At 45.5% G+C, this 22,475-nt stretch carries 17 protein-coding genes; 8 read left to right on the top strand and 9 right to left on the bottom strand.

Annotated elements, in window-relative coordinates; all coding sequences use genetic code 11:
- Positions 1-7: 7 nt before the first annotated feature.
- Positions 8-2,587, bottom strand: a complete 2,580-nt coding sequence (gene clpB, locus GO003_RS01720) for an ATP-dependent chaperone ClpB (RefSeq protein WP_159652120.1) — start codon at positions 2,585-2,587, stop codon at positions 8-10.
- A gap of 240 nt (positions 2,588-2,827) precedes the next feature.
- Here clpB and GO003_RS01725 point away from each other — a divergent pair, with 240 nt between their 5' ends.
- The 7 genes from GO003_RS01725 (at position 2,828) to rpe (ending at position 8,880) form a co-directional block, all read left to right on the top strand.
- Positions 2,828-5,212 carry an Ig-like domain-containing protein gene (locus GO003_RS01725; RefSeq protein WP_159652118.1) on the top strand — a complete coding sequence of 795 codons (2,385 nt, stop codon included), beginning with the start codon at positions 2,828-2,830 and terminating at the stop codon, positions 5,210-5,212.
- A gap of 270 nt (positions 5,213-5,482) precedes the next feature.
- Positions 5,483-6,217 (top strand): DUF1538 domain-containing protein, encoded by a 735-nt coding sequence (locus tag GO003_RS01730; RefSeq protein ID WP_159652116.1) that lies wholly within the window; start codon positions 5,483-5,485, stop codon positions 6,215-6,217.
- On the top strand, positions 6,214-6,990 hold the full coding sequence (locus GO003_RS01735) for a DUF1538 domain-containing protein (RefSeq protein WP_159652114.1): 777 nt from the start codon (positions 6,214-6,216) through the stop codon (positions 6,988-6,990). Before GO003_RS01730 ends, GO003_RS01735 begins: the two co-directional genes overlap by 4 nt.
- Positions 6,991-7,001: 11 nt before the next feature.
- Positions 7,002-7,352, top strand: a complete 351-nt coding sequence (locus tag GO003_RS01740) for a P-II family nitrogen regulator (RefSeq protein WP_159652112.1) — start codon at positions 7,002-7,004, stop codon at positions 7,350-7,352.
- Positions 7,349-7,759 carry a CBS domain-containing protein gene (locus GO003_RS01745; protein WP_206444570.1) on the top strand — a complete coding sequence of 137 codons (411 nt, stop codon included), beginning with the start codon at positions 7,349-7,351 and terminating at the stop codon, positions 7,757-7,759. Before GO003_RS01740 ends, GO003_RS01745 begins: the two co-directional genes overlap by 4 nt.
- A gap of 132 nt (positions 7,760-7,891) precedes the next feature.
- Complete coding sequence (locus GO003_RS01750) at positions 7,892-8,095, top strand: cold-shock protein (RefSeq protein WP_159652110.1); 204 nt, start codon at positions 7,892-7,894, stop codon at positions 8,093-8,095.
- A 116-nt stretch (positions 8,096-8,211) separates the two neighbouring features.
- Positions 8,212-8,880, top strand: a complete 669-nt coding sequence (rpe, locus tag GO003_RS01755; protein ID WP_159652108.1) for a ribulose-phosphate 3-epimerase — start codon at positions 8,212-8,214, stop codon at positions 8,878-8,880.
- A gap of 66 nt (positions 8,881-8,946) precedes the next feature.
- On the opposite strand, the gene acnB is transcribed toward rpe, so the two are convergent.
- Both acnB and GO003_RS01765 read right to left on the bottom strand, forming a co-directional pair.
- Entirely contained in the window at positions 8,947-11,517 is a 2,571-nt protein-coding gene (gene acnB, locus GO003_RS01760) for a bifunctional aconitate hydratase 2/2-methylisocitrate dehydratase (protein ID WP_159652106.1), read from the bottom strand.
- A 191-nt stretch (positions 11,518-11,708) separates the two neighbouring features.
- A complete protein-coding gene (locus GO003_RS01765) occupies positions 11,709-12,722 on the bottom strand; it encodes an isocitrate/isopropylmalate dehydrogenase family protein (RefSeq protein WP_159652104.1) in 1,014 nt (337 codons plus the stop codon).
- 224 nt (positions 12,723-12,946) lie between these two features.
- Between GO003_RS01765 and GO003_RS01770 the strand changes: the two genes are divergently transcribed.
- Positions 12,947-13,411 (top strand): EVE domain-containing protein, encoded by a 465-nt coding sequence (locus tag GO003_RS01770; protein WP_159652102.1) that lies wholly within the window; start codon positions 12,947-12,949, stop codon positions 13,409-13,411.
- Positions 13,412-13,644: 233 nt separating this feature from the next.
- On the opposite strand, the gene GO003_RS01775 is transcribed toward GO003_RS01770, so the two are convergent.
- From GO003_RS01775 to ilvA, 6 genes are all read right to left on the bottom strand, one after another.
- Complete coding sequence (locus tag GO003_RS01775; protein WP_159652100.1) at positions 13,645-15,252, bottom strand: sensor histidine kinase; 1,608 nt, start codon at positions 15,250-15,252, stop codon at positions 13,645-13,647.
- Positions 15,253-15,393: 141 nt separating this feature from the next.
- The gene (locus tag GO003_RS01780) at positions 15,394-16,293 is read right to left on the bottom strand and encodes a PhnD/SsuA/transferrin family substrate-binding protein (RefSeq protein ID WP_159652098.1); all 900 of its coding nucleotides are present in this window, start codon (positions 16,291-16,293) and stop codon (positions 15,394-15,396) included.
- Positions 16,290-17,180, bottom strand: coding sequence for a phosphate/phosphite/phosphonate ABC transporter substrate-binding protein (locus GO003_RS01785; RefSeq protein WP_331001618.1), 891 nt, complete (start codon positions 17,178-17,180; stop codon positions 16,290-16,292). Before GO003_RS01785 ends, GO003_RS01780 begins: the two co-directional genes overlap by 4 nt.
- A 13-nt stretch (positions 17,181-17,193) precedes the next feature.
- Complete coding sequence (locus GO003_RS01790; RefSeq protein WP_231088775.1) at positions 17,194-18,768, bottom strand: TolC family protein; 1,575 nt, start codon at positions 18,766-18,768, stop codon at positions 17,194-17,196.
- Positions 18,769-18,792: 24 nt separating this feature from the next.
- On the bottom strand, positions 18,793-20,574 hold the full coding sequence (locus GO003_RS01795; RefSeq protein WP_159652092.1) for an HD domain-containing phosphohydrolase: 1,782 nt from the start codon (positions 20,572-20,574) through the stop codon (positions 18,793-18,795).
- Positions 20,575-20,886: 312 nt separating this feature from the next.
- Positions 20,887-22,413, bottom strand: coding sequence for a threonine ammonia-lyase, biosynthetic (ilvA, locus tag GO003_RS01800; protein ID WP_159652090.1), 1,527 nt, complete (start codon positions 22,411-22,413; stop codon positions 20,887-20,889).
- Between the last annotated feature and the right edge of the window lie 62 nt (positions 22,414-22,475).

The following is a 22,475-nucleotide window of genomic DNA, read 5'->3' on the forward strand; positions in this document are numbered from 1 at the left end:
CATTTTTTTATGAAGTTTTTGTAAACACCATCATGTCATTCTCAACACCAACAACCACGGTATCTCCGGCTACAAATTTCCCGCCCAGAATTTCCTGGGCCAAAGGATTTTCCATCTGTTGCTGAATGGCTCTTTTCAACGGTCTTGCCCCATAAACAGGGTCATATCCCGCCTCAGCCAACTTATCCATAGCCTGCTCGGACAATGAAAGATCAATGCCACGTTCCAAAAGCCGTTGGCGTAAAAACTCAAGTTGAATGCTGCCAATTGCTTTAATTTGATCTCTCCCCAAGGGATGAAAAACCACCACTTCATCAATACGATTCAGAAACTCGGGTCTGAAATGCAACCCAACGGTTGCCATGACAGCGGACTTCATCATATTGTAGTTACTCTCTCCGGCCATCTCCTGAATGCGGTCAGAGCCCAAATTCGAGGTCATTACGATAACTGTGTTGCGAAAATCTACCGTACGGCCTTGACCATCCGTTAAGCGACCATCATCCAGTACCTGCAACAAGACGTTAAATACATCGGGATGCGCTTTTTCAACTTCATCCAGCAAAATCACCGAATACGGTTTTCGCCTGACCGCTTCAGTCAAATAGCCGCCCTCTTCATAACCCACATAACCGGGAGGTGCACCAATCAGGCGGGCAACAGAATGTTTCTCCATAAATTCCGACATGTCTATACGGACCATCGCATCGACGGTATCAAATAAAAACTCGGCCAAAGCCTTACAAAGCTCTGTTTTACCGACGCCGGTAGGGCCTAAAAACAAGAACGACCCATTCGGACGATTAGGATCTGATAAACCCGCCCTTGATCTGCGAATAGCATTACTTACCGCTTTAAGTGCTTCTGTCTGACCCACAACGCGCCGTCCCAGTGCTTCCTCCATCCGCAGCAATTTATCCCGCTCGCCCTCCATCATTTTGGAAACAGGGATGCCCGTCCACTTCGAGACCACCTCGGCGATTTCTTCTTCAGTCACTTTATTACGCAACAATCGCATATCCTGCATCTCGGCCTGAGAGGCTAAATCAAGCTCTTTGACCAACGAAGGAATAAGGCCATATTGTAATTCAGACATCCGCGTCAAATCATTGGCGCGACTCGCAACTTCCAGATCCAGGCGGGCTTTCTCAAGCTTCTCCTTGATTGCGGCCGTACCTTGTAAGGCTGCTTTTTCTGCCTTCCAAATCTCTTCAAGATCCGAATATTCTTTTTCTAACGAGGCGATTGACTCTTCTAAAATAAGTAACCTTTTTTTAGACGCATCATCGGTTTCATTTTTCAATGCTTCACGTTCTATTTTTTGCTGAATCAACCGCCTATCCAGTTTATCCATCGCTTCCGGCTTGGAATCAATTTCCATGCGTATCCGGCTGGCCGCCTCATCGATCAAGTCTATTGCCTTATCCGGTAATTGCCGGTCAGAGATATAGCGATACGATAAAGTTGCTGCCGCAACTATGGCTGGATCGGTGATATCCACGCCATGATGGACCTCATATTTTTCTTTCAGGCCGCGCAAAATAGCGACAGTGTCTTCAACCGTCGGTTCATCAACCAATACTTTTTGAAAACGTCTTTCCAATGCAGCATCTTTTTCAATATAGTGCCGGTACTCATCCAGAGTCGTTGCGCCGACACAATGCAACTCGCCACGCGCCAAAGCCGGCTTCAACATATTCCCCGCATCCATTGCGCCCTCGGCCTTTCCTGCGCCGACCATAGTATGCAGCTCGTCAATAAAAAGAATGACTTGACCTTCCTGTTTGGCCAGTTCATTCAAAACCGCTTTCAAGCGTTCCTCAAATTCACCTCTGAATTTTGCGCCCGCAATTAGCGCGGCCATGTCCAAAGCCAATACCTGTTTACCCTTGATACCCTCGGGAACTTCACCATTGACGATGCGTTGTGCCAAGCCTTCCACAATTGCCGTTTTACCCACACCGGGTTCACCAATCAAAACCGGATTGTTTTTGGTTCGGCGTTGCAAAACCTGAATAGTTCTTCGAATTTCATCATCTCTACCAATAACCGGATCCAGCTTACCTTTTTCAGCCCGCTCAGTAAGATTGATGGTGTATTTATTTAAAGCCTGCCGCTGATCTTCAACACCGGCATCATTGACAGACTGTCCACCACGAATACTTTCAACAGCATTTTCTGCCGAGGCTCTCGTTAAACCTGCTTTTTTAAGTATTTCCTTTAATGTACCTTCTGTCTCGCAAGCAGCGAGCAAGAACAACTCACTGGAAATAAATTTGTCGTTCTTCTTTTGGGCCAGTTTGTCAGTCACATTCAGTAATCGTGACAATTCATTGGAAATCTGAACATCGCCACCCACGCCGGAAACAGAAGGCATACGCTCCAGTTCCTTCTTTAATTCCGCCTGAATCGTATTCGAATTGACCCCGATCTGAGCCAATAAAGGTTTAATGCTGCCGCCTTCCTGATTGATTAATGCCAGCATCACATGCACAGGCTCTATGAATTGATGGTCTTTGCCTACGGCAAGACTCTGCGCATCAGCCAAAGCCATTTGAAATTTGCTGGTTAATTTATCCATTCTCATTTTCTTTACCTCAGTAATGAATTCTTATCGTTAGCAACTTAATGGGGCCTGCTTAGCTTCATTTCAACTCGGCGCAGATATAAAACCTTTTGCGAGAACCACTTCAAATAAAAATTAATCGCTTTTTTAATGTGAGAAGTCAGTCCCACTAAAAATTTTCACATGAGAACTGCCGCTCAAAATAGTCTGCCCTCAATCCCTAGACTGTTTTCAACACTTACAAGAGGTAGGGGAAAGACTATGAACACACTATCAAACAAAATCATCAGTATCACCATCACACTCCTTATGACCTTATGCTTCGTTAACGTAGACGCTAAAGAGTTAAAAAGAAACAAAGCGAGGCAATTCGGTTTGAACTCACCTTTTTTACTAAAAGACTTGCCTGAAGGACGAGTTAAAAATCGCTTGAACAAATTGCCCAAAAAATCACGCGACCGTGCAATGAAATGGATGCATAACTTTACCTTCGCTGAGCACGATCTCAAGCACATACAAATTGACAGAGAAGGCGGTATCCTTTATGCGGATGATTTCGAGTTAGAAGAAATTACTACAGGTGAAATTGAACCAGTTGATTCGCCTCAAGCGATCGATGCGATACAAGCGTTCACTTTACATAGCAAACCAGGCGCAAAAAACAAGGTTTATTTAAACTTTAAAGGCCACACCATTACCGGAACAGCCTGGAATTACAGTGTGAAATCGTTTATTGCAAGGCCGTTTGATACCGATGGCAATCCAAATAACTTTGGAGCTACCGAGCTCACTCAAATCGCTGAAATATGGCATCGAGTCGCTGAAGATTATGCGCCTTTCGATATTGATGTTACCACTGAGAAGCCCTCAACATTCGGACCCAATGTAGGCCACGTTCTGATTACACGCAACGTAGATGCGAATAACGTCAACATGCCCAGCTCGACTGCTGGTGGTGTAGCTTACGTGAGTGTATGGGGACGCACCGATTATCACACCAAATACTCTCCCGCTCTTGTCTATTACAATAATTTAGCCTCTGCCCCCAATTACATCGCCGAAGCCGCTTCCCATGAACTTGGGCATAACATGGGATTGTCGCATGATGGCACATCGACCTCTTCTTATTACACCGGCCATGGCTCAGGCTTTGTATCATGGGCCCCCATTATGGGCGTTGGCTACTACAACAACGTTACCCAATGGAGTAAAGGTGAATATACAGGTGCCAATCAAATTCAAGACGATATCGGTATTTTAACCACTCGCCTGACAACCAGAAGTGATGACCATGGTAATACCTTTGCAAATCCAACGCCTTTACAGGTTGATGCTTCCAATAAAATCGTTTCAAGCAACCCTGAAAACGACCCTGGCAATTTAAATACTTTCAACAAAGGTGTGATTGAAACAGCTGCCGATATTGATGTATTCATGTTCGAAAGCGGTGCCGGTAGTATTGAAATTTCAGTAACCCCTGCTTGGGATGCGTTTTATCGCACCTCCAGAAGAGGCGCCAATTTAGACATTGAAGCCGCACTTTATAACTGGACTGGCCAACTGATTCAAAAGGTGGATCCCATTGATGAAACAGATGCCACTATTAAGGTCACAGTCCCTGCCGGCAAATACCTACTAACTGTTCGCGGCACAGGCAATATCAAGGTGCCTTATTCCGAATACGGTAGCTTGGGCCAATATTTCATTTCCGGCAGCGTGGTTGCCAGTACTGACAACACCCCTCCATCACCCAATCCAATGGGCTGGGAGTCTTCGCCTCAAGCCGTTGACAGAGCGACGATTGCGATGAAAGCAATCACCGCAACCGATGCATCCGGAACAGTCGAATATCAATTTGTCTGTGTCGCTGGCCCTAACAGTTGCGTTACCAGTAAGTGGCAAGCAAATCCAAGCTATTCTGCAACTAATTTGATGGCAGGTTATAGCTACAGCTATAAAGTCAAAGCCAGAGATGCTCATGGTAACGAAACCGATTTATCAGGCTTAGCTAGCGCCATTACCCAAAACAATAATGCCCCCCAAGCCTTTGCCGGCAGCTATTCAACTAACGCCAATACTGCTTTGACTATCAATTTGGCTAACAATGCAACAGATGCTGATAACGATCCACTGTCTTTTTCCATCACTAAAAACCCCGGTAATGGTTCAGTTACTTTGCAAGCAAACGGACAAGTCATTTACAACCCTGCCTCAGGCTTCAGTGGTTCCGATACGTTTAGCTTTAATGTAACAGATAGTTTTGGGGCCAGCGCAACAGCAACCATTAGTATTCAAGTGATTGCTTCGCTAGCGGCTCCGGATGCTCCGTCAAATTTAACCAGTTCCGTTTTAAAAACATTAACAGTCACTGATAAAGGTAAAGAGACCAGCCAAGCCCTTATCGAGTTGAATTGGAATACCTCTGACAATGCTACAACTTACAATGTCTTTCGCTGTACTGAACAATTGACCGGAACAAGAAGAAATAAGACAGTCAGCTGCAACTATTCATCCACCCCTTATAAAACCAGCTCAACAAATAATATTGCTGAATCTCATCCCGGTTATACCGTCAGATACAAGGTAACAGCGTGCAACAAAGCAGGAGAATCCGGCTTCAGTAATGAAATTAGAGTCACCCCCTGATTCTCAGTAAAGTCCCCCTGCTTTACTGATGTACCCTAATGGCGCAAGGATGCGCCTTTTTTTCCTTGTAACAATCAACGAAAGATTGGTCGATTTGTAAACTGCTGACATAAAACGGGCCCTTTCAATTCCCAATCTCCAATAAATCTCCATTTAATCAGTTATTTATTAACTGACCCGCATTACTTCATAAAAACTCATGCCTAAGTCAAGCACCTGGATTTACTGTCTTTTTTTAAGATACAATCCGGGTATCGTCAAGGAGTGTTCATGTTTTTACGTACTAGTCGTTTTGTAAAACAGATAATCAGCAGCTTTCTGGATCTGGCTCCCATTTTAGTCGTTGTACTGGTCTTTCAGTTGGCCGTCATACAGCAACCCATTCCCGATATCATTAACATGGTTGTCGGCTCTTTGTTTGTGGTGTTGGGACTAACTTTTTTCATGCTGGGACTGGAACAAAGTTTGTTCCCGATTGGCGAGGCCATGGCCTATGCATTTGCCCGCAAGGGCAGCTTGTTCTGGCTTTTGTTATTTTCATTTTGCCTGGGATTCGGCACAACCGTTGCCGAACCAGCCCTGATTGCTGTAGCTAATGAGGCCGCCAACATTGCAAGCAAAGGTAACATGATCGCCAATACCGACGAGGCCAGAATCAGCTATGCATTAGCCCTCAGACTAACAGTTGCTACTGCGGTCGGTTTTGCGATTTTGATTGGCGTACTCCGCATTATTCGGGGCTGGCCTTTACATTATTTGATCATAAGCGGTTATTGCATAGTCATCATCATGACTCCATTTGCCCCACCGGAAATTATTGGGGTAGCCTATGATTCAGGGGGTGTTGCAACTTCCACTATCACGGTACCCTTAGTAACCGCCTTAGGTGTCGGTTTAGCAAGTTCTATCAAAGGCCGTAACCCGTTGACTGATGGTTTTGGCTTAATTTCTTTTGCCTCCCTGAGCCCCATCATTTTTGTATTAGCATTTGGTATGGTGGCATGACCGAGTGGCTATTTCATTTTGCCGGGGATTTGCTGACAACGTGCCGTAACGTTTTACCGATCGCAGCAATCATTATCGGCTTTCAATTACTTGTAATTAGAAAGCCTCTGGCGCATCCATTTAAAACGTTATTAGGATTCTTCAATGTACTAATAGGGATCACATTTTTCATGGATGGACTTAAAATGGCGCTATTCCCGCTTGGCGAACTCATGGCCACACAGTTGACCGCACCTGAATTTCTTGGCACAGCGGCTGATAGCCTATCTGTTATCTGGCAAAATTATTCTTGGGTTTATGTCTTTGCCGCCAGTATCGGATTTGCTACAACGCTGGCAGAACCTTCCCTGATGGCAGTTGCAATGAAAGCAGAAGAGATTTCGGGCGGAACCATACAAGCATGGGGTTTACGCATCGCAGTATCGCTGGGCGTCGCTTTAGGCATCACGCTAGGCGTAATCCGTATCATTACAGGAGGTGAGTTGTATTATTTTATAATTTTCGCTTATATCCTCGTCATTATTCAAACCATATCAGCTCCAAAGCCGATAATCGGACTAGCCTATGATTCAGGAGGCGTAACCACATCAACAGTAACGGTTCCCCTGGTTACTGCTTTAGGAATTGGTCTCGCTTCGACAGTCCCGGGCCGTAATCCATTGATTGACGGATTTGGTTTAATCGCGTTTGCCAGTCTATTTGCAGTTATTGCTGTTCTCACCTATGCCCAAATCGCAGAACTGCTCAATAAATACCGTAATTCATCAAAATAGTGAGAATAATCATGCGTTTCAAACTAATTATTGCATTTGTAGAAGACACCAAGACCGACCTGGTGCTTGATACGGCTCGTAAAAGTGGCGCTAAAGGTGCCACGGTCATCAATCACGCCCGTGGCGAAGGCCTTAAAACATCCAAGACCTTTTTCGGCCTGACCCTCGAAACGCAAAGAGATGTTTTAATGTTCCTGGTCGAAGAGCATTTGAGCCGTCATATTCTAGAAAAGATTGCCAAAGCTGCCGAATTTGACAGCACTTCAGGCACCGGGATCGCCTTTAAAATCGATGTAGAGGATGCCATTGGCGTCATGCATCAGGTTGAAGAACTCACTCACGAACTGGAAGACGAAATATGATTGATACCACAAAAATAATACGCGTCAGGGATATCATGAAAACCAGCTACGCCCTGATTGATGGCGCCGCAACCGTCAGCGCCGCGCTGAAAATGATGAAAGAAGAAAAAACCTCGACGCTCATCGTTAACAAACGCCATGACCTGGATGAATACGGCCTGATCACCTCCGGTGACATTGCCCGGCACGTCCTTGCCAAGGATAAATCACCGGACCGGGTCAACGTTTACGAAATAATGAACTGTCCTGTCATTCATGTTCATCCTGACATGGATATCCGCTTGTGCTCAAGATTGTTTGCCACCTATAACCTGGTAAGAGCACCTGTTGTTGAAAACAGAGTGGTAATAGGCATGGTTAGCCCTAACTCGTTGGTCCTGGATGGCTTGTATCAAATATGCAGATGACAGGTTTACATTATTAGCAGTAAAATGAGGCCATCAGAATGTGAGTATTGGGTTAAACCGAACCTTCAGTCTCGGGTTGTCAATGTTATCCTTCTGTGTCAAACATAGTTTTTATTAGTTGGAGTTTTTCAAATGGCAACAGGCACTGTAAAGTGGTTTAATAATACAAAGGGTTTTGGATTTATCGAGCCTTCAGAAGGCAAAGATGATGTATTCGTTCACCATTCAGTCATCCAAGGTGACGGATTTAAAACTTTAAATCCAGGCCAAACGGTAAAGTTTGACATAGAAACGGGTCCAAAAGGCTTAACCGCTGCCAATGTTACACCTGTTTAACTAAAAGTCTTTTGGGAACCAAAAGGGCTCTTGTGTAAAACACAAGAGCCCTTTTTTATGCCTTAAAAGCTGAAAAAAGTTATAATTTTTTATTTATCGATTCAGAGGATTACATAATGAAAGAAAATTGGATTGCCCCCTCCATTCTCTCTGCCGATTTTGCACGTTTGGGCGAAGAAGTTGACAACGTATTGGCCGCAGGCGCCGATGTAGTCCATTTCGACGTAATGGATAATCACTTTGTCCCCAATCTCACTATTGGCCCTTTAGTTTGCGAGGCACTGAGAAAACACGGTGTAACAGCACCTATCGATGTTCATTTGATGATTGAACCGGTTGACCGTATTGTTCCTGATTTTGCCAAAGCCGGCGCCAACTTCATCACTTTTCACCCGGAAGCCTCTGTTCATATTGACAGAACATTGCAATTAATCCGAGACAATGGCTGCAAAGCCGGATTAGTGTTTAATCCAGGCACCTCTTTGCATTATTTGGATTATGTGATGGACAAACTGGATATGATTCTGTTGATGTCAGTCAACCCGGGCTTTGGCGGACAGTCATTTATTCCATCCGCTCTGGACAAACTGCGCCAAGTGAGAAAAATAATTGATGAAAGCGGCTATGATATTCGCCTTGAAATTGATGGGGGCGTCAAAGTAGATAATATTCGTGAAATTAAAGCAGCCGGTGCAGACACTTTTGTTGCCGGTTCTGCGATTTTCGGAAAACCCGATTACAAACAAATCATCGACGAAATGCGAGCTGAATTGGCTAAAGCCTAATCAGAACAAAACCAGCCGTAGGCCCGGCACAAAACCGGGCTTACGGCTGTTTTGTTTACAGACAATCTAAGAAGTTAAAGCGACATCGTCAGCCTTGTTTTTATAATCATCGATCTTGTCAAAATTTAAATAGCGATAGGTATCCTCAGACGTTTGCTGGATTTGCATGGCGTATTGCATATACTCATCAAAAGTGGGAATCCGGCCAAGAATCGAACATACTGACGCGAGCTCTGCAGAAGCCAGATAAACATTTGCACCATTGCCCAAACGATTAGGAAAATTGCGTGTCGATGTTGACACTACGGTCGCATTATCGGCCACGCGCGCCTGGTTACCCATACATAACGAGCAACCCGGCATTTCCATCCTCGCACCCGAACGACCGAAAATACCGTAATAACCTTCCTCAACCAATTGCGACTGATCCATTTTGGTAGGTGGAGACATCCACAGCCGGGTTGGTAATTCGCCTTTATAGTTATCCAATAACTTGCCGGCCGCGCGGAAATGGCCAATGTTGGTCATACACGATCCAACGAACACTTCGTCAATTTTTGTTCCCGCCACATCGGATAGCGTTTTAACATCGTCAGGATCATTGGGACACGCCAGCAAAGGCTCTTTGATTTCGCTCATATTGATGTCGATGATTTCAAAATATTCGGCATCGGCATCAGGCTTCAGCAAAACCGGATTAGCCAGCCACTCTTCCATAGCGTTAATTCGTCTCGAAATCGTCCGGGTATCGCCATAACCTTCCGCGATCATCCATTTCAACAAAGTGATGTTGGAATTCAGATATTCTCTGATCGGGGCCTCACTCAAACGGATTGTGCAGCCCCCCGCAGAGCGCTCCGCTGAAGCATCCGATAATTCGAAGGCTTGTTCAACCTTTAAGTCGGGCAAGCCTTCGATTTCGAGAATACGGCCGGAAAACACGTTTTTCTTGCCTTTTTTCTCAACCGTTAACAAGCCTTTTTGGATAGCCGCATAAGGAATGGCATTGACCAAATCCCGTAAAGTAATGCCTGGTTGCATTTCACCGCTGAAACGGACTAAAACCGATTCCGGCATATCCAGAGGCATCACGCCGGTAGCCGCAGCAAAAGCCACCAAACCGGATCCGGCTGGAAAAGATATCCCTATTGGGAAACGGGTGTGTGAGTCACCGCCGGTTCCAACCGTATCTGGCAGTAACGTGCGGTTAAGCCATGAATGGATAATGCCGTCTCCCGGTCGCAGTGAAACACCGCCGCGATTCATTATAAAATCGGGCAAAGTATGCTGCATTTCGACATCGACCGGTTTCGGATAAGCGGCTGTGTGACAGAAAGACTGCAAGACCAGATCAGCAGAAAAACCCAAACACGCCAGATCCTTGAGTTCGTCGCGAGTCATGGGGCCGGTTGTGTCCTGCGAGCCTACCGTTGTCATGTGCGGCTCACAATAAGTACCGGGGCGAATTCCCTTAACACCACAGGCTTGTCCGACTATTTTTTGAGCTAAAGTAAAACCTTTTCCCGAATCGGCAAGGTCTGCCGGGCGCTTGAATACGCTAGAAGGCTCAAGTCCCAGCGCTTTGCGTGCACGATCAGTCAAACCTCTGCCTATAATCAACGGTATCCGTCCACCGGCCTGCACTTCATCTAGTATCACATCCGTTTTTAAAGAAAATTCGGCAATGATTTCATCTGAATCGTGGTTTTTAACAAGCCCTTGATAGGGAAAAATATCGATCACATCGCCCATGCTCATGCCTGAAACATCGCACTCAAAAGGCAAAGCGCCTGAATCTTCCATTGTATTAAAAAATATCGGCGCAATTTTGCTACCGATACACACACCGCCTTCACGCTTGTTGGGTACACAAGGTATATCGCGCCCGGTAAACCACAACACCGAGTTCGTTGCCGATTTACGTGAGGACCCCGTGCCAACGACATCACCCACATAAGCCACAGGAAAGCCTTTTTTCTTCAGATCTTCTATTTGCTGCTCAGCATTTGTTATTCCCTCTCTGGGCATTTTCAACATCGCTTTGGCATGCAACGGAATATCAGGCCGGGACCAGGCATCGGGTGCCGGCGATAAATCGTCTGTATTGGTCTCACCCACCACTTTAAAAACGGTCACGGTCAATTTTTCAGGCATAACCGGTTTACTGGTAAACCATTCTGCTTCGGCCCATGAGCGGAGAACCTGCTGAGCAAAAGCATTCCCGGCATCGGCCTTTTCTTTGACATCATGAAATGCATCGAACACTAATAAAGTATGAGACAAGGCTTTTGCAGCAATCGCACCTAACGATTCGCTGTCAAGCAATTCGATCAGAGGCGCAACGTTATAGCCGCCCAGCATAGTGCCCAATAATTCTGTAGCCTTCGCCGCATCTAAAATAGGTGAGACGGCTTCGCCTTTGGCAATAGCGGTTAAGAAACCCGATTTGACATAAGCCGCTTCATCGACCCCCGCAGGAACCCGGTTGATCAATAAATCGAGAATGAAATCTTCCTCGCCTTGGGGAGGGTTTTTTATCAACTCAACTAATGCCGCTACCTGCTCCGCATTTAAAGGTTTGGGAACAATTCCTTCTGCTGCACGTTCTGCAACATGTTTACGATACGCTTCTAACATTTTGAGCCCTTATCAAAAATTTTAAACCTTAACCGGCGAGGTTAGCCTGTACGACCGAATTTACGTATAACCGTGCAAAGCAACTGCTGGCCTATGACGTTCTGCATAACACGCACCAAACCTGACCGACTTTGCACCAAAAGGTACCGGCTCTTTGACCACCGGTTCTACGGAAAGTGTCTTTAAATGACTTACTTCATCGCATCCAGAATCGCCTGACCCATCGCATCGGTTCCCACGCCTGAAGTAGGATTAAGATCCGGCGTGACAAATTTTCCTTCTGAAACAACTTTTTCCAACGCATTTTGTACTCGCCGCGCCGCCTCATGTTCCTTAAGGTGATCCAGCATCATGATGCCAGCCATGATGACGGCAGTAGGATTCGCTATATTCTTGCCCTCAATATCGGGCGCGCTGCCGTGCACGGCTTCAAATAACGCGGCATCTTCGCCAATATTGGCGCCGGGAATCAAGCCCAAGCCGCCGACCAGACCGGCAGTCAAATCAGACAAGATGTCACCGAACATATTTGTGGTAACAATCACATCAAACTGATGAGGGTTCATCACCATATGCATACAGGTTGCATCAATGATTTTTTCGTCAAATTGAATATCAGGATACTTGGCGGCAACTTCACGAGCGGTATCCAGGAAAAGGCCTTGCGTGTACTTAAGAATATTAGCCTTGTGGCAGACTGTAACTTTCTTGCGTCCGTTGTCACGGGCATATTCAAACGCATATTCGACAATTCTTTGCGAGCCTTGACGCGTAACAACAGCCAAGCTCTCAGCAATATCTTTTTTAGGGGTGAGAAAATGTTCCAGACCGGCATAAAGTCCTTCAGTATTTTCTCTGACAATGACAATATCGACATCCGTAAAACGGGTATTAACACCTTGCCAGCTTTTTGCAGGTCGCACGTTTGCATAAAGATCGTATTTTTTACGCAGCTCTACATTGATACTGCGGAATCCTGTCCCGCCGACAGCCGTAGTTAACGGCCCTTTGAAGGCTAAGCGGTTTTTATCGATGGACGCCAGGGTTTGATCAGGAATCGGGGTGCCAAACTTATTGTATGCGGCCATACCGGCATAGGCTTCTTCCCAATTTATTTTAGCGCCTGATGCATCGATAATTCTTACCGCCTCATCCATAATGGACGGCCCAATGCCATCCCCTTTGATCAACGTCACGTTATGCATTCATGTTCTCCATGAGTAAAAATTAAATTGATAATACACAGATTTAAACTGTTTTAAAATAAGCAGGTTTCTTGCCACTCAACATCTATTGAATTAGGATCTTTATAAGCTAAAGCTCGTGCTTGCAAGCCAAGCACTTAAAGACAAAGGTTACAATAGATGGCAACAACCGCTTGACGACCGCCAATATCAAGCTCTTTGATAAAAACCTTCAGGAACCTCACATGCGCTATTGGCTAATGAAATCAGAGCCTAACGAATTCAGTATTGATGATCTTTACTTAAGACCGCACCAGACAGAACAATGGGATGGTGTTCGCAATTATCAAGCCAGAAACATGATGCGCGATGAAATGAAAAACGGCGATCAGGTTTTCTTTTATCATTCAAATTGTGACGTGCCCGGAATCGTAGGTCTTATGCGCATAACCCGCGAAGGTTACCCTGATCATTTTGCTTTTGATCCGAATGACAAACATCATGACCCTAAAAGCACGCCAGACGCACCAAGATGGTTCATGGTCGATGTGACTTTTGAACGTAAGCTCAACAGGACTATCAGTCTTCATGAACTGAAAAGATACACCGATGGGGAACTTGCAGAGTTTGCCTTATTGAGACGGGGCAACAGACTCTCGATTATGCCGGTTACCCCGGCTCAATGGGAATTTATTCTGACCCTGGAATGATGTATACCTTTCGCACTTCAAATTTCGGCAGTCTCTAAGGAGGCAACGGGTTGTTCGGCAAAGGCTTTGCCAGCATGGATGCTGGCATAGAGACTACATGGATGAATTTACGGCATCCTTTGACGGGCACCCCGGTGCCGAATTTCGATCTACGATGGGTATAAAACCCGCTTATAGCCACTCTCTTTTCCACTTAAATCAACCACATCAAGAAAGTGGATACAAGCTTGCTTCTAACTGCGTCCGGTTCTCCGTCTTTCAATCTGCAAATGAAATCCGGGAACCTTAGGTACTTCAACAATAAAAACGGCGCCCTCGGCATCATTTTCGGCTGTCAACGTGCCGTGCATTGTATTTTCAACAATCATTTTTGACATGTATAAGCCTATACCCGTGCCTTTTCCATCTGAACGCGTCGTAAAGTAAGGATCATATATTTTATCCATGATATCAGTTGCGATTCCTCCTGCATTGTCGGAAACTCTGATGCTATACCAGCCGTCGCGGATGAGCTGTACATTAATTCTGACTCGCGGCGAAGTAGTACCTCGCTCGATAAAAGTATCGCGCGCATTGTTCAATAAATTAAGCATTACCTGGGAAAACTCGCCTTGCAGGCCGTTTATACTGAACTGCTCATCGCAATTCAATTCCGTGTGTATGTTGTTATTTTTAAATGTCGCTTCCAGCAGCTCCAGCACAGCGGTAATCGCCCCATGCAAATAAAATTGCTCCGGCTCTTTGTTAGGCTTAAAAAAATTACGGAAATCATCGATGGTCGTGGACATTTTAGTAATCAATCGTTCCGACTTTTCCATACTCCGGGACATAAAGACGTCATCGAGTTTACCCTGGCTATAAGTCAACTGCATGTTTTGCAGTACCAAGCCCAAGGCATTGAGCGGCTGCCGCCACTGATGCGCAATCGCACCAATCATTTCCCCCATAGCGGCCAAGCGGGACTGGCGAATCAACAATTCCTCCTGTTGCTGACGTCTGGATACTTCATCTCTCACTCGTTGATCAAGACTTTGATTTAAATCGTCCAACTCGTGCGTGCGCCGGTCAACTTCCTGCTCCAATTCTTCACTGTAATGCTGCAAATGCGTCTTCGATTCTCTAAGCGAAGCCACCATTTGATTAAAACTCTCGGACAACAAGCCAATTTCATCATTTCGTTTAATATCCGATTTAACCGACAAATCACCCTCGGCCACAAGCGTCGCCAGTTGACTGATCGTTGAAACCGGCAGCGTAATCCAGCGAGCAAAAAAGTACCCGACCACCAAAATTAGAACGATTGAAATACCGGTAATAATAAAAATTTGCTGATACATATTACGGAGGTATTCATCGTATTCATCGGTAGAAAATCCGATATGCAGCCAGCCCCATTCTATGCTGGAGAAACTGACCGGATAGACAAAGTGATAAACTTTGCGTGATTCGGAAAGATCAAGAAAATGAAAATCGTTTTTAGCGGTCTCAAATTTGGCAAATCGCGCATCCGGCGCGTCCATTATTTTCCATTGTTTTGGTTCTATCCAGAGACGTTCCCCGCGCAACGGCGAGATCATCACATAATGAATGCCGGCATTTTTCTCAAGCACTTCGACATTATGTTCAACGATAAAACCAAAGTCCTGGCTGATCATGGCATCAGAACAAGCCTGAACGATAGACTGTGATACCGTGACTGCTTGAGTATACATAATTTGTTCCAAAGAGCGCTGCTGCCAGGGAATGATCATCAGCGCAATGACCAGTGTGATCGCCAGCACCAGCGTACCAAAGACGGTAAACACCCTGATAAAAATCTTGTTTCTACCGCTAAAGCTCATCCGTACTCATGACCGGGTAATTGAAATCGGTTATAGATCTTATGCATTCATTCGTGTCAAGTTCATAAACTGATATCGGAAAATACCTGTTAATTGAATAGCTGGAGCCTTAACAACACATTAGCCCTGCCGCAAGCTGTTCTAATTGCCTTTTACCTGCTTTTTTAATTCCAGATATTCCGCATAAAGCGCATCGAACATCTCCAACTCTTCAACCTTGCAGTAATCCAGCTCTGGCGTTTTATAAACTGCCAAAATTTGTTTTGCTCTGGGAAACTCACCGTAGCTCATGGCTTTTTGGGTCAGTAATTCTCTTAGCGGGTAATCCTTATGGAAATAACTGAAATTTTTTGCCCGGACGGGATAGCTCGCCAGAATTTTTAGTTTGGTAAGAATCTGAGGATTCAATTCGGCCATCACATCAAATGCGCCCTGGTAAACAATAGCCGCATCGGCTTTATCAAAAAATAAATCGAGCACAATACGATTATTTTTGATTTTGGGTTGAGTGACCGAAAAAATGTTTTTAAAGCTTTTCTTAAAGGCTTTAAGTGTCAGGGTATCTAGAAACACTTCCGCCAACTCATCATTAACAGGAAGAATGATTCGTTTACCGCGCAAATCCTTTACTGTATTGATTCGGTCTTTGTTAACCAGCAAAAGCAAAGCATTATTCAAGCCCCCTTCACGAACACCGACAAAGCCATCCGCAAGCATGGCCCTATCAAAATACTTGGCTATAACCAATGGCGGCGCGATTATCATATCAATTTCGCCCTCGTCAAAGGCCTTGCGCATCGTTTGAACGGTATCGTAAAGAAATGCATGCGATTCAGTAATCGCAACTTCCTCGGTCAACTCCTTCGTCCAAAAGGTTAACGAAATTTCAATATCGGTACGATCTGCAATATCATTGATGGAAGGATAATAAAAACCCATATTGATCCGCGCCGGGTCCTGCCCATAGAGCGACCCCGGCAGTATAATGATCAAAACCGGAATCAATAACTTTAAAACCAAACTTCGCAGAGAAAATATCACCGCCTCGCTCTGCTCTTGTTATGCTTGTATTCCTCATAAAGAGAAATCACTTTGTCCAGATCGCTCACTTGTGAACGCTCAAGTTTTTCAGAATTAAACAACGTCAATAACTGCCGTCCTCTGGGAAACTGATCAATAAAAAGCGCTTTGGTAAGAATATATTCGCGAAAGCTACTGTCCACATCTTTATGAAAAAATCCGATGCTTCGAGGAAATGAGGAGAAAGTTGCAATGATTTGGGTCTTTCTTTCGATCTGGGGGTTCAGTTCACACGCCAAACGATAAGCTTTCAAATACACCAGGGCAATATCGGCTTTTTTAAAAAACAAATCCAGCACCATCCGATGCGAATTCGTCGCCCAAACTACATTTTCAAAAAAACGGTTGTAATCACTCCCGCTGGATTTGCGCGTCAAGTTATCGATAAAAACGGCGGCTAGTTCATCACCTTTTAGCAATACCAGCCTTTTTCCCTGGGCTTGTTTAATTGTGCTGATGCCCTCGTCACTTCTGACCACTAAAACCAGGCTGTCGAAATCGCGTGTATCGTTAACCGCTCTGAAGCCATCACTTAACGAGTCCAGTTTGAAATGTTTGATGACACTGAGCGGCGATCCAACTATAAAATTGATTTTACCGTTTGCAAAATCGGCCGCCATGTTTTCGATATTGTCATACATCTCCACTTGAGTCGTCAGATCCAGCTGCTGACCCAGCTCCTCTCCCCAAAATTTCATTGCAATTTCCATATCGCCCCGGGATACATCGGAAAACGATTGAACATAAAATCCCACACGGAATAAAAGCCCATGGAAGTGATCTTCAGCATTTACCGTTTGACTACAGATCAGGGCTGATATCATCAGGAAAACCGGAAATCTGAACATGAAATTCTCTATGTTATTGATTTAACGATTGAATGTTCTGACCGATTAAAAATTCCAGCGAAACCAATGCCATTTCCAATTCGTGACGGGAACGGTATTGAGAGCTTTGCGTGAAAGTTTCGACAATTTCCGACTCGATGACATCCTTGGTCTCGACCATCTCTTCCTGGTAAGCGCGAACGTGAAGCTCCCGGTTTTCTTTTGCATAACTCGAAGCTTCGCGGGTATCTTCCATTTGTTTTCCGGCACTGCGCAGCCTTAAAAACTGCTGCTTGACTTGCAACGCCATGGCTTGATCCAGCAAGATTTGCTGGCTTTCCAATTGTCTTCGTTGCGCCTTGGCATAATCGACCTTACCTGAGGTCTGAAAACCATCGAATAAATTCCACTGCAAACCCACACCAATGGTCCAGCCTTCGCGGTTGTCATTGTTAACCAGACCGCCGTCAAAATCGTTCCATAACTTGTAAGCCGATGCCTGGAATCCGATTACCGGAAAATAGCCGCTTCGCGCTTCGGTTATTTTATTTTCAGTCACCTGAACAGCTAATTTAAGCTGCTGGATATCCGGATTAAAATCATGCGCGCTGCTGATCAAGGTTTGTAATTCCTCATTCAAGTGCAGAGGTTGTTCATCTTTTGCCAGCGTCACGTTGCTGTTCCAATCCAGCCCCATCGCATTAGTTAATGCTTCGTGGGCTAGTTCCCTGGAATAATTGGCTTCGTGCAATAACGAACGAGTAATGGCCGTTGAGGTTTTTGTGCGCAGATAATCGGTTTTTTTAACCTTCATGGAACCATGCTGATAAAGCCGTTCGGTCAGTTCTTCCAGCACCTGAAAACGCTCCAGCGTATCGCTGGCCAACTGCTCCATATCCAGTGCAAACAGGGCGCCGTAATAATATTTTTTGACATCGCGGATGACTTCAAGCCGGGTTTTGCGTTCACCGATTTCGGCAATTGCAAGCCCTTTTTCAGCCTGATCGACAATAGCGCCGCGCCGTCCTCCGGTGAAAATAGGGTAGGTCAAATTGACGGATGTAGTCAGCATGTCTCTATCGAACAATTTGACATCCAAATCCATAGGTAACGAACTAATGGGAGCCCCACCAACCGCCCCACCCAAAGCAGCGCCTAAGGCAGGGGGCAGTTTTACTGATGTTTTTCCAGAAAAAGTCCTGTCCTCATCGGCCCGCTGCGCATTGACATCCGCAGAAATTCGCGGCCAATAAGCGGACATGGCCTGCTGATACTGAGCTTCAGCCATTGCAATTGACGCACTCGATATCTGCATTTGCTGATTGCGTTGCAAGGCAATTTCTATGCAATCCTGAAGACTGAGATTCTCGGTTTTTATCGGTTCAGCCCAAACATTACCGGCAAGCATGAAGCCGGCTAACACCCCCAGCAACGGCTTGACGGCAGAGAAGGTTAAAAAGTAAACACGTCTTTTAGGAAGGTATTTGATCTTCACAGCCCTAAACAACAAGCATCGGTACTGAGTTTTCAGATGATCAGGCCCGCTTAAGTTAACAGCATTGCAAGCTTGACCAGCCCGGATATCCGGTAAAGAGGGGAGATGAATCATAAACAACCGCTTCGCCTATGGCGACTAATCTTTATACAAATTACGAAGCGCCAGAATATCATCCATATTGTCCAGCATAATATCGACCAACACCGGCTCAAACTGCTTGCCTCTCTGAGTTTCGATGTAATCCAGAATGGCGTCATGCGGCCAGGGTTTCTTATAGGCGCGCTCGCTACTCAGCGCATCAAAGACATCGACCAACGCCACAATTTTGCCTTCAATCGAAATTTGTTCACCGCTCAAACCATTCGGATAGCCTGAACCGTCAAAGTGTTCATGATGATGATAGGCAATGTTCGCCGCCATTTTGATCAGCGGCTTGTCGAGTTTTTTGAGCAGGTTATAACCCAGTTGGGCATGCGTTTTCATCACTTTAAACTCTTCTTCGGTCAGCTTGCCCGGTTTATGAAGAATATGGTCGGAAATGCCGACTTTACCGACATCATGCATAGGGGATGCAATTTTAATCATTTCGGAATGCTGTTCGGTGAGTCCGTATTTAAGCGCAATGAACTTGGAAAGTTCGGCTACACGTTTGACATGCATGCCGGTTTCCTGACTGCGGTTCTCGACGACCTCACCCATGACGTAGAGCAATTCCTTTTGAGTATCCATGATTTCCCGATTCAGCCGGATCGAATCGGTAATGTCCTGACTTAGCGCCAGCAAGGAATGCAGCGAACCCTGCACATCATGGATAGCGACAATAATGATACTGAACGTTTTTTCCAAACCTTCCTTGAAACGCATATTCATGACCCGCGACAGCGAACCCTGTCCTGTAATTTGAGGCAAGGCCCACTCTTTGAAATGGAGGTAATCCTGAATTAATTCATCAAACGGCAAACCGACCAAATCCTCGGGCAAACAGCCCAAGCCGTTACTGAAACTGGGATTGGCGCTGACAATGATGCCGTCAGGATCAATGACACATAATGAAGTGCCCAACTCCAGGGCACGTTCATACTCGTTTAAAAGATGATTTTGCGTGTTTAAGTCGTTTTGCAGATGCAGCGATAATCTTTCGTGTTTCTCGTACATATCCGTGATGTCGACCATCAATGCGACATACTCTTCAATGTGATCACCTTCCGCGACAACCGCAGTTAATGAAGCGTCAACCACATAGCGGCCTCCTTTTTTGGAGGTATTGATCAAAATTCCGGTCCATTTTCGAAAATCGGACAAGGCCGACCGGATTTCCGAAAACTGTTCATCCGACTCAAACAAGAAACGGAACTCGCGGCCGATCAATTCGTGTTCTGTATAGCCGGATAAGGCACAGAAATGTTGATTGACATAAGTGATAAAGCCTTCAGAATCCATTTTACAGACGATCGCTTTTTCGTCGACCATGAGCTTGTATTGCTCAAGCAGCTTGCGACTTCGCAGAGCCTCGTTCTCAAGACTCATAAACTCTGCAATTTGAGTCAGCTTAGCCTGCAAACGATCTATCATCACAGGCTTGGTGATGTAATGCTGAATACCCAGTTCCATCGCTTTAAAAAGGTATTCGACATCATTGTAAGCGCTTAACACGACAATGCATTGATCGCGCTTGATGCGCTTGATTTCGGACGACATACCCAGTCCGTTTAAAATAGGCATTTGTATGTCGGTAATGACGATATCAGGATCATACTTTCTATAAAAATTCAGCCCCTCGCTACCATTCACCGCGACATGAAGAACATCCACCCAGGATTGAAGAATCATGCTGAGTTCCTCGCGGGTTTCGCTATCATCCTCTACATAAAGAATCCTGAGCTTTGAGAGTTTGTCTCGATGAATGTCTTTGATCATTTCCAGCATACCTAAAAGCAGTGTAAATTTTCAGCCTCCTTCCTTGTAGCGACCATCCTCCGTAGGGAGAAGGTTAGGATGAGGGTTATTAAGCCGGCCGGCGTTCCTGAATATATACATAATATCTTGACCGGCATGGAGCCCAAACGCCTTTCCCGGAAAGGGCGGCTTTAACTTATCAGACCTTAAGACGGAACAGGCCCTTCATTCTAAGAGATCAGTGGCAGGTGCAGGCCGTTCAACTCGTTCGACAAGTTGGGCTAACGGATCATAGTTTGTTACCCGAAAAATAATCATGACCCAGTACTCCGCTCACATTTTGTTGCCACCGGCAAATAATGCGTAAGCCGGATTTTCAGTTTCTTCCGTATAACCAAACCCCAATTCATCCAGACACGCCTCAAAAGCATGGCTTTCAGCTTTCGGCATTTGCAAACCAATCAAAACCAAACCAAACGCAGCGCCGTGGTTGCGATAATGAAACAAACTGATATTCCATCGCCCACCCAAAGCTGATAAAAATCCTAATAACGCACCGGGTCTTTCAGGGAACTGCAGACTATAAACAATTTCATCCAGTTGACAAGGCGTATGCCCGCCAACCATATAACGAATATGCTCTTTTGCCAAATCATTAGCTGTCATATCCAGGACCTGAAAACCCTGAGTCTGTAACTGATTGACCAATTCAGCTTTGTCTGCACCCGAACCGCTGGACGAGACCCCTACAAATACTTGCGCTTGGCCAGCATCAAAATACCGGTAATTAAATTCGGTCACGTTACGATTACCCAGCAGACGGCAAAAGTTTAAGAAACTGCCCGGAATTTCGGGGATATTCACCGCAAGTAGTAATTCCCTATGTTCGCCCACCTGCGCCCGTTCTGCAACATAGCGCAAACGATCAAAGTTGATATTCGCACCACTTTCAATGGCAATCAAGGTCTGGTCACTAGCCTCTGTGACTTCCACGTATTTCTTCAAACCCGCCAACGCTAAAGCACCCGCAGGCTCTGCGACAGAGCGGGTATCGTCGAATATATCCTTGATCGCCGCACAAATTTCATCAGTATTGACGGTGATCACTTCATCGATGTAATCGCGCACCACATTAAAAGGTTCCTCACCTATCTGCCTGACGGCCACACCGTCGGCAAACAATCCGACTTGCTTAAGCGTTACGCGACTGCGGGCTTTCAAGGCCTGATTCAAGCAATCGGCATCGTCCGGCTCAACACCGATGATCTTGGTTTCAGGCCTTACAAACTTGACATAAGCCGTAATGCCGGCGATCAATCCGCCGCCCCCCACAGGAACAAAAATCGCATTTATTGAGCCGGTCTTTTGTCTGAGGATTTCCATTCCTACCGTACCCTGCCCTGCGATAACATCGGGATCATCATAGGGATGAATAAACGTCATCTTCTTTTGCTCTGCCAACTGCCGGGCATAAGCATAAGCTTCATCATAGGAATCGCCATGAAGAATCGTCTCAGCACCCCGTCCTCTGACGGAATTGACTTTGATTTCCGGTGTTGTTCTCGGCATCACGATCAATGCCGTTATGCCCAGCATCTGTGCCGAAAGTGCCACGCCCTGTGCATGATTACCGGCCGAAGCTGCAATAACGCCACTGGCGCGCTCCCTTTCAGTCAAAAGAGCTATTTTGTTATAAGCTCCGCGTAACTTGAAGGAAAATACCGGCTGTAGATCTTCGCGCTTCAAATATACGGCATTGCCCAAGCGTTTGGATAAATTAGGGGCGAAGTCCAGCGGCGTTTCCTCTGCCACATCGTAAACCCGCGCTCTTAAAATTCTCTCAATATATTTTGCTAACATGCTAAAAAACGGATAAGGTATCAGCTGTTACGCGGTATTATCACACATTATTTATATCACCT

The organism is Methylicorpusculum oleiharenae (assembly GCF_009828925.2).
Lineage (GTDB): Bacteria > Pseudomonadota > Gammaproteobacteria > Methylococcales > Methylomonadaceae > Methylicorpusculum > Methylicorpusculum oleiharenae.